This window comes from uncultured Cytophaga sp. (assembly GCF_937863595.1).
In the GTDB taxonomy this organism is placed as follows: Bacteria; Bacteroidota; Bacteroidia; order Cytophagales; family Cytophagaceae; genus Cytophaga.
Genome location: NZ_CALMGQ010000170.1, coordinates 1 through 9,237 on the forward strand (window position 1 = coordinate 1; position 9,237 = coordinate 9,237).

Here is a 9,237-nt window from a genome sequence, read left to right on the forward strand (position 1 = left end):
TTAACGCTTGTAGGTATTGCATCTGTTGAATCACGATTCGTACATGATTATCCCAACTTGCATAATTTAAATATGCATCCCATGCATCTAGTTGTTTTTTAGTAGACTCCGTAAATATAATCTTGTTTACGGAATCCACAAATGCATTCCTATTTAGAACAACGACTTCACCCAAAGCATAGTGTTGAACTACTTTTGTCAATCCCGACTCTCCATCACTAACAATTAGTTTCTTTTTATGAGGCGCTATTAGATTTAATAAGCCACTTTGTGATGTAAAACTGTGTTTGTAATACAAAAGTATTAAATCGCAGACTTGTATAATGGCTTGCATTTCTTCATCGCTCAATCTTTTCTCAATCCAAATAACTTGATTCTGTACATTCAAGTCTTGAATCTGCTTTTTATAGCTATCAATGGATACAGATGAATTGGATGGACTACCTGCGATAAGTAACATAACATCGGGTAATTCTGGCAAGCTATCTATCAATAATGAATAATTTTTCTCATCTCGGATGTTTCCAATTACCCCCATCAACTTATGGACGCCTTTTTGCTGCATCAATAAAGTGTGAAGCTCAATGTCAAAATCAGGATAAGAATACAAACCGTGCGGAATACTAAATTTCGGGATTATATTTAGATAATACGGTTTATCAGGCAATAATTCGTGATACAGTGCCGCATCCATAACAGACATGACTCTTTTCATAGTATAATTAGAAAGTGATTTAATGGGTAGATAATTGTCTCTATCTGGATCGTGTAACAGAACAAAAAAAGTATGTTTCTTTTTAAGCATTCTAAAAAGTGGCGCCCAAAAAAAAGAAGTTATTTGTTCGTAATCATTTACAATAACAAGTGAAGCAGGAGATTTTTTTAAAAACAAAAATGTCTTTATCGGATTTACAAAGCTTCGAAATAAAAAATAAAATCTTTTTAATATTTTATTTTGAAAGCTAGGTTGGTCTGATATAAGCACTTTTTTGAAACAATCGTTTTCTTCCTGTAAAGCATTTAATGGTAGTATAACTTTGCAATTATCTACAAATTCATTTGCAGCGTAGGCTTTAGCCAAACATCGAGAATATTCGTAATTACCTCCAAAACTATTTGTATTTAGAATAATTACATTCATATTTTGAATCTTTTTTTCAATTCAAGAGCTGCTTGTTTTCTGTATTCTGGTGATTTAAAAAAACCTTTATAATACGCTTTTAAATAATTAAAACGAGTACTTTCTAATAAATAAATACTGTAAAGAAATACCATAAAATTGTACTTAGAACTTTTAAGGCGCAGCCAGTTCACAATATGGTACCAATAGGGTCTAAAACCAATTAGGAAAGGAATGGAGACAAGTAAATAATACAAACTCATTCCTTTAAAGCTGAATAAAAACAATGTTGAAACAAGTGTTAGTGCAAACGCTATTCTTAAACCTAAATCCACGCACTTCCCAATCGTACTTCTTAAGTTAATACCAGATTCACCATCCCCTAATCCGTATCTAAAGGCTTCTTTATTATATGCTTTCGCCGTGGTATGACGCCCCCAATACACATAGGGTTTATCTACCATATGAAAGGTATACCCTTTCTTTTTTGCAACTCTTCCAAAAATCGTATCATCCGCAGCTAGTGTTAGCCAATCGGGATAGCCGCCTACAGCTTCGAATACTTCTTTATAATATGCAACAGACCTAGAAGTTGGCGTAAACCATTCTTCGTGTATATCATCCTTATAGCCATTAAACAAAAGATAAGCGGCCTTGGCAGACAACGTTTGAATATCTGCATCAATTACAGCAAAAGCACCACCCACGGCCTTTACTTTAGGATCTTTAAATGGTTCAACTATGCTTTCTAGCCATTGTGGGTGAAACTGACATCCAAAATCGGTACTAACGATTAATTCATTAGATGCTTCCTTAATTGCAAGATTACGCCCTTCCGCTACATTGCAGCGTTCCTTCTGAAGTATTATGATAGGAATTGTAGAATTATGTTTCCATTGCAACAGTGTTTCATATGTTCCATCTGTAGATCCAGCATCCGTAATAATAATTTCATTGGGCTTACACGTTTGATTGTTCAATTCTCCAATTGTTCTGGCTAAGCGAGCAGATTCATTAAATACGGTGGAAACAAGGGTAAACTGTGGTTGCATAGTGTTATTCTAGATTGCAAGTTACAATATCCGATTGGATTTGTGAAAACTGTAACGCAAAAGATGCGCTTGTTGCGTGAAAGCCAATAATATCAGATGACAAATTTTAGAATTAGCTTTAGACACTATATTTTAGCTCCCCATTGAAAAGGATAACTGGAGTTGCAACAATAATCTGGACATTATATTAATCGAATAATTTATTATTGTTTATCCATTGTTCCATTTATTCAGGCGTTTAATATCCTGTCGCACTAAATTTACACAGATAGTTTATCTTTCAATAGAAATGCAGCTTCCATCGCTTTATCCATGTTATAATACTCCCATTCAGCAAATCTCCCTAATAAATAAATATTAAAAGGACGTAAATATGTCTTATATTCTTGTAGAAGAGTTCTAGTATTTGAATCTTGAATGACGTACGAGTTAGGTTCATTGTTGTATGCAATGGGGATCAAATTACCTGGAAGCAATTTCAACTCCGCTTTCATTTCTTCATACGTACAAATTCCAGAAAATTCAACTGTACAAGAACTTCGATTGGGTTGGTCGATATTATTTGTATTGCTAAAATTACCCGTATAAATAATACGATGTGCTTTAAATTTTTCTTCTGGGATATACAACCAAGACAAATCATTTGCATCACAACTACACAATACACTAGACGTTCCATTAGAACGAAGCATCGTGAGCTTTTCATTTATTGAATGATGTTCTCCAGTTTCTTTTTTCAATATACTAGAAAGCCTTCGAACATCCCCCGTATAAATGAGCGTATCAAACTGTTCACCGTTAATTTCCACACCTGCCTTGTTGGTAACAATGGATTGAATAGGTGTGCTGCATTGTATATTTAGCCCTTCCGCCAAACGATCTGCAATAAATTGCGACCCACCATTCTTAGGATAGAAAAAGCTTGAATGAACCATGTTGCCTTCTTCATTTCGGGTTATGTTATGCGTTATCAATTCTGTTAAATTCGGCATAGGTAACTTTCCATCGAGCCAAGCCATGGAAACAGTTGCCAGATCGGTTTTCCAAATTTTATGATTATAGGGTTTAAAATAAATTTCATACAAGGTTGGGCCAAAATTCCCCAATAAGAATGCTTCAAAATGTGGATACTCCATTGGGTTAACTTGACCTTTCGCATTTATATAAATTAACTCACCAATTATCCGCTCTACTATTTCAGGATCTAATTGATATAAAAAATTTTCAATAGGGTAACCGATAAACGTATTTTGAAAAAATATCTTTGCATTCCGTTTCGCTTGAATAAATTCTTCTTCTTTATTGAATTTACTCCAAAACCAATTCAATACTTCTTGGTTTTTACTATTAAAAACATGCCCTCCAATGCGGTGGTATAAATATCCATCCGCACGATCGCAATGTACAAGTCCGCCAATAGAAGCATGTGCTTCAAAAACTGTTACATCATGTGTGTCTTTTAATATTGCACCTGCTGTTATGCCTGATATACCCGCACCAATGATCGCTAATTTGTTTTTCATTTTAGTGAATTATTTATCTAAAATAGATTTATTTATTTTATGGATTAAATCCATAGAAAGAGTTGCATCAAACTTACGTGCGAATAACGCTTCCGATTGTTGTATCGCATCGAAATCTTTTAATACAAGGATATTCGGATGCCAATTTATAGAGTCTGTCCAATCAATATATCTGTAGGTGTTTTTGTTGACTTTTAATGTTTCATTATTTCCAATCAAGGTTTGAAACACAACTTCAGGTGGACACACATTTAAATCTGCCCCCTTATTTACATCATCTAAAAACGAAACTATAGTATCAATCAATTCTTTATTCGATAAAATATACGCCATCGTTTTACGATTTATAATAAACCAATCGGAACCATGGTATGGAATCAGATTATCATTAAATACAATTTTATTCGGGTCTCTTTTCTTACGAATCGGTTTACAATAAAATGTTCCGTTTTTCCTAAAAAAAGGAATAGAAAACAAATATGCTGTATTGAAAGCTTGTCGAAAATATTTATAAAAATCAAAATGATCTGAATGGATATTATTGCATTCTATATAAGCATCGAATTGACTTGCTTCTAAGAAATCAGTGATTTGTTTAGTTGATTTTATAGGGTAACAATTAGCACTTAGTGTTATAAACCATTCACAATTTTGTTGATACAAATGTGTAAAAGTTTTCATTAATGCACGTATATTATTTACGTGCGACCACTTTGTTTGAACATAATTTTCTATAAGATATACGTTTTTATTGACTATTACTTTTGAATTAAAATCGGATTGATTAAAATCATGATGAATTGCAATTTCATAATTTGGATAGGTAGAAAGTTGATTCAACAACGCTTCAAATTGAATGTCCGGAGTCTTATGTGACAATATTGAAAAACCAATTTTCATACTCATGAATTATAAAGTTAAACCAACTTTTGAATGTATTGTTGAAATTGCTTTGGATCATTATTCACTCCATGTAGAAAAATCCAATCAGAATGTGTCACAATACGTTGAAATTTTTTAACGGCTTTTTCAATTTTATATCCTACTCTATTTCGGATTGAATGGTGTATACCACTAATATCATGTGACCACAATTCTTTGGGCACAAATGTTGAAGATCGCAATAAATTAATTTCTAGTACACGTTGATCGAAAAAAGTGTAGTTTTTATTCTTCATCATATTTTCTTTAATAAAACAATATGCATTTAACTGATCTATTGCTCTAGAATTTATTGTTGTGGATTTGTCTGTAATTTGGAATGCATGTTGTCTATAAATAACTGCTGGAATATTTGAATGAATAGGATAAGGTTCTACTTGTCCAATTCGAAATAAAAATTCCAAATCTTCGTGGGGCATTAAATCCGTTCTCCATAAACCCGCGTTTTCAATCAATTCTCGTTTAAACAAACAGGATTGAGTAATCATACAAGCTCCCCTGATAAGCCATTGATCGTAGCGTAACCTTTTTGAAAAAGGATGAAAATATAAAATAGTATCCCTTTGTTTCCAACCTTCATTCTGATCTTCAATGGCTTTTACATGTGGACAATAAGCCATCATAGACGTCGAATTTTCCAATTGATTGAATTGGATTTCTAATTTATCGAGTGTCATTAAATCATCAGAATCAAAAAATTGAATATACGATCCTGTACTTGCTAAAAAACCTGTATTTCGAGCAGCACCAGGACCCACTCCAGAATTTTTCATAAATATGACCCTATCGAAATACTCTCGTTGAACATCTTCAATTCCATCTGTAGATTGATCATCCACAACAATAATTTCAGATGGTTTAAGCGTTTGCGCTAAAATATTATCCAAGGTTTTCTTTAGCAATTCAGCTCTATTTTTAACTGGTATAATTACAGAAATAGACATAATTGAATTAAGGAAGTAGTATTATTTTGTACCAGAAATTTCTTTTTCTACCCAGTTCCAAGTAGGAGCTAAGCCATCTATAAATGATGTTTTAGGTGTCCAGTGGTATTGTTCATTCGCTTTACGATTATCTAATACATTTTGAAGTACATCTCCAGTTCGAGCAGGAAGAAATTCTTTTATTATTTTCTTCCCTGAAATTTGTTCGATATCAGCTAAGACATTAAGTACACTTCTTCCCTTACTAGAAGAGATATTTATAGTATTTGATTTCAATTGTTTCATAGCTATCGTAAATGCATCCACAACATCATCGATATAAATGTAATCCCGAATAACGTTCCCGTCTCCGAGAATTTGAATGGGTGTATTATTTAAAATTGAACGAAAAGCAGTAGCAATAATACCTTGAGCACCATACGGATTTTGGTAAGGACCATATGGGTTTGAGAGACGTAATATTTGTATATTTAAATTTGAATTGTTTGCATAGTAATTCAAATAGCTTTCAATATTTTTCTTACTTAATCCATACATAGATTTCGGATCTAAAACATGATCTTCATGAATTAATTCACGAGAGTCTCCGTATATCGTTCCGCCAGAAGAGGCGTAAATCAATTGTTTGATATTATTATTTAAACAGTTTTCTAAAATACGAAGCGTAGGGATAACATTAGAAAATATATCATAGGTACCCACATTGCTACTAGTACCCGGAAGCGTTGTAGAGATTAAATGAATGACACAATCAACATCAATCATTGCTTTTCGTAAGGCTACTTCATCCATGTAATCCCCATACTGGAGTTCTATTTTTGAAAGTATTGGTGCAAGATTTTGAACAGATCTACTAGAGCGTGTAAACACACGTACATCATAGCCTTGATGCACTAATCGATGTGTAACATTTGCTCCTATAAATCCTGCACCACCCAAAACTAAAATTTTATTTCTCATACTATTTATTTTCTATTTTATAGAAAAATTATTTATAAACTGCAGCATTTGTTCTATTGGATTCACTTCAAAAACACGCGCAGCAGCAGCATTTGCTTTTATTCTTATGGAAGAATAGTTCTCTTGATTTTGCCATGCTCTTTCTAATGCTGCATCAAAATATTTTGCTAATGGAGCTTCTGCTAAAAAACCTGATTCAGAATCTGTTATTACTTCAGCAAAACCACCTACATCTGTTGCCACACAAATTCTTCCACAAATCATTGCTTCAAGAAAAGCTAATGAAAGCCCTTCAGATCTAGAAGGCATCACTAACATATGGTTCTTTTTCCAGATATCTCTGGTATCTGCAACAAAGCCCCCAAATGAAACTTTATCACTTAGTTGATAAAATCCAATCAGTTGGCTAATGTATTCAAAATCCTCGCCTTTACCGTATATATTTAAATGCCAATTTCTACTTTTCCATTTATCTGTTGAAAGTGTTTCCAAAAGTACATCCTGCCCCTTAGTACGTACATCAAGTCTAGCGACTGAAGCCATTTGTATCAAACCATCCACTTCAGGCCATGGTAGTAATTCATGCGAATCTTGGTAGGAAACAGGACTACTAAAAACATGAGCGTTTTTTATTTTAATAGCATTTTGCCTTTCCGTCAATAAATAATTGTGTTTGGATACAAAAATACTTTCATCTGATCGATTACAAAAAAAACGAATGCGTTCACGTGTAAATGGATCGGGTATAATATTGTCTGAGTTATACAAACAAATAGTAACAACCTTAATTTTCTTGTTTTTGGTTAAATATCGAACCAAATCAGGGTACATGCCCAAATCGGTCATGCAACCTAAAGATAATATCAATACATCTGGATCGTCTTTAAATAAATTATTAAATGAAGAAATGTATTTATGTGTAAATACATGTAATCGTCCATTCCAAAAAGGTTTTCTATATATGATTTCTCCCCCCTTTGACTTAAAATTTTGATGTTGAACACAGCGTGCATTTACTTGAAAAACAGAAGCAGTAACTTCATACCCTACCTCTAAGCATTTTAATGCAGTCTGATACCATAGCTCTTCACTTCCAGCCCATGGACTACCATTAACAGTTGATACAATAGCAATTTTCATATTTATAATTTTTTAATTGGCTTCTATTTTTGAGAACTCTGAAATCGAGATTTCAATCTAAGAAACGGCTTTTCTATTAAATAGTAAGAAGCTAATGCAGCCATTAAAATACAGACAATATTAGCAGGAAATTGATTATACCAATGCTCTGATTTAATCATAAATAATTGTTGCCATAAATATATGCTATAAGAAAGGATACCAATAAAATTAAAAAAACGCAGATTCAACATCTTAAACCAATACCCTTTATTCCCAAATATTGAATACATCATTAACAAAGCAATTGCCAAATTAGCTATAATTCCTATTGTTGCAGCTATTGGCATCAAAAACAACTCAATATGATTATTACTAAAATAGTGAAATACTAAGCTTAATGAAAACAATGCAACTATTGATGATCCAAAAATATACAACCATTTCCCATGTAATAGATTTATTATTTGTTTCTGATACAATGCAAAAAAACATCCCATTGCAATTGCATCAATCCTGGCAAATAAAGTCAATTCATTAAACCAAGAATATGTATTTAATCCTACTAATAAACGTAATGTAGGCACTATTATTAAAATGATTATAACTACATATTTTCTATAAACATTGCCAAGAATGAAGATGCAAGGCCATAATAAATAGAAATGCTCTTCCACACTTAATGACCATGCATGTGCCGTAAACCAATCGATATCCCAATTAAAATACTTTGTATATGTAACAGCAGTTAACCAAGCTTCCATTGGAATGTTGAGATAACCCACAAACTGCAAAATCGCATATATCAACAACAGAAAAAAGTATGCGGGGAAAATACGCAACGTTCTTCGAATAAAGAATTTTTTTATTGAAACAGTTTTTGTCAGATATTCTTCTTGCAAGAGTAACGTAGTTATCAAAAATCCAGAAATAACGAAAAATACATTCACACCCAATTGCCCGTCTTGAATAAAATGAACAAAAGGTATCATCCATTTTATAGAAGATAAATCCCACATAAGTATATGTTGTACTTCCAAATGATGGAATAAAACCATGAATATACTTATGGCTCTCAAACCATTAATACTAGGTATTTTTTTAAATGTCATTAACGAATCTTCGTTTATAAATAATATTATTTAATACTATTTACTATTTGATTATTATTATCTGAATGAACTAATGAGTAAGCTGGAATATCCTTATTGATTATACAATTTGCACCTATTACGGAATGCCTTCCAATACGCACCCCTTTAAGTATAACAACGTTTGATCCAATCCAACAATCTTCTTCTATATATATTGGAGCAGTTGTAAACCCTTGTTCACGAATCAATTTATCTAAATCTTTATATGCATGATTATGATCGTACATTTTAACATTTTCACCAATAATTGTATTTCTACCAATATGTATATTATTTAAACTAACAATAGAACACCCCGCGTTAAAAAACACATTCTCTTCAATCGTTAACTTCCCGTTTTCAAATATATTAACAGAGCAATTTTGCTTAAAAAGGACATTTTCATTTATCCTTAAAATTGCCTGATTGTATTCAATTTTAATA

The 9,237-nt window shown here is 32.4% G+C and carries 9 protein-coding genes; all 9 read right to left on the bottom strand.

What is annotated here, in order from left to right; all coding sequences use genetic code 11:
- On the bottom strand, positions 1-1,141 hold a 1,141-nt coding region (locus Q0543_RS14920; protein WP_299254839.1), incomplete at its 3' end, for a glycosyltransferase.
- Positions 1,138-2,172, bottom strand: coding sequence for a glycosyltransferase (locus Q0543_RS14925; protein WP_299254843.1), 1,035 nt, complete (start codon positions 2,170-2,172; stop codon positions 1,138-1,140). The genes Q0543_RS14925 and Q0543_RS14920, both read right to left, overlap by 4 nt.
- Positions 2,173-2,432: 260 nt before the next feature.
- On the bottom strand, positions 2,433-3,695 hold the full coding sequence (locus Q0543_RS14930) for an NAD(P)-binding protein (protein ID WP_299254846.1): 1,263 nt from the start codon (positions 3,693-3,695) through the stop codon (positions 2,433-2,435).
- Positions 3,696-3,704: 9 nt separating this feature from the next.
- Positions 3,705-4,601: a beta-1,6-N-acetylglucosaminyltransferase gene (locus tag Q0543_RS14935; RefSeq protein ID WP_299254849.1), complete on the bottom strand. Its 897-nt coding sequence runs from the start codon at positions 4,599-4,601 to the stop codon at positions 3,705-3,707.
- 11 nt (positions 4,602-4,612) lie between these two features.
- On the bottom strand, positions 4,613-5,581 hold the full coding sequence (locus Q0543_RS14940) for a glycosyltransferase family 2 protein (protein ID WP_299254852.1): 969 nt from the start codon (positions 5,579-5,581) through the stop codon (positions 4,613-4,615).
- Between the two features lie 21 nt (positions 5,582-5,602).
- Positions 5,603-6,541, bottom strand: coding sequence for an NAD-dependent epimerase/dehydratase family protein (locus Q0543_RS14945; protein ID WP_299254855.1), 939 nt, complete (start codon positions 6,539-6,541; stop codon positions 5,603-5,605).
- Positions 6,542-6,553: 12 nt separating this feature from the next.
- Positions 6,554-7,681 (bottom strand): glycosyltransferase family 4 protein, encoded by a 1,128-nt coding sequence (locus Q0543_RS14950; protein WP_299254858.1) that lies wholly within the window; start codon positions 7,679-7,681, stop codon positions 6,554-6,556.
- 23 nt (positions 7,682-7,704) lie between these two features.
- Positions 7,705-8,772, bottom strand: coding sequence for an acyltransferase (locus Q0543_RS14955; RefSeq protein WP_299254861.1), 1,068 nt, complete (start codon positions 8,770-8,772; stop codon positions 7,705-7,707).
- Between the two features lie 26 nt (positions 8,773-8,798).
- Positions 8,799-9,237, bottom strand: a 439-nt coding sequence (locus Q0543_RS14960; RefSeq protein WP_299254864.1) for an acyltransferase, incomplete at its 5' end; no start/stop codon positions are given.